The following is a 660-nucleotide window of genomic DNA, read 5'->3' as shown; positions in this document are numbered from 1 at the left end:
GGCATGGTCGACCGCTCATCCCGGCCCCATGCCATGCCGGGCATGACCGAACAGGCGGTGGCCGAGCGCATCGTGGCATTGCGCCGAAGGCGGCTGACCGGCAAGCACATCGCCATGGAGGTGGGTGTGTCGTCCGCCACTGTCAGTCGGGTGCTGAAGCGCGCCGGGCTGTCGCGGCTGAAGGACATTGAACCTGCCGAACCGATCCGGCGCTACGAGCGCGAGCACCCCGGCGAGATGATCCACATCGACATCAAGAAGCTCGGCCGCTTCAGCCAGGTCGGGCACCGCATCACCGGTGATCCGCAAAAGGGCAAATCGCGCGGCGCCGGCTGGGAGTTCGTCCATGTCTGCATCGACGACGCCTCTCGCATCGCCTTCTCGCAAATCCTGCCCGACGAGAAGAAGGAAAGCGCCGTCGCCTTCCTCAAGGCGGCGGTCGCCTATTATGCAAGCCTCGGCGTCACCGTAACGCGCGTCATGACCGACAACGGCTCCTGCTACAGATCAAGGGCTTTCGCCAAGGCTTGCCGCGATCTCGGCCTCAAGCATGTCAGGACCAAGCCCTATACCCCCAAGACTAACGGCAAGGCCGAGCGGTTCATCCAGACCGCACTCAGGGAGTGGGCATATGCCGTGGCTTATGCGAACTCCGACCAT

General features: G+C 63.9%; 1 protein-coding gene. It reads left to right on the top strand.

Annotated elements, in window-relative coordinates; translation table 11 throughout:
* The coding region (locus tag O7A61_RS32330) for an IS481 family transposase (protein WP_337133194.1) at positions 1–660 on the top strand (660 nt) is incomplete at both ends.

Source organism: Mesorhizobium sp. Cs1321R2N1 (assembly GCF_037179725.1).
In the GTDB taxonomy this organism is placed as follows: domain Bacteria; phylum Pseudomonadota; class Alphaproteobacteria; order Rhizobiales; family Rhizobiaceae; genus Mesorhizobium; species Mesorhizobium salmacidum.
Note: the sequence above shows the minus strand (reverse complement) of the source record. Positions and strands in the feature narration are given on the sequence as shown.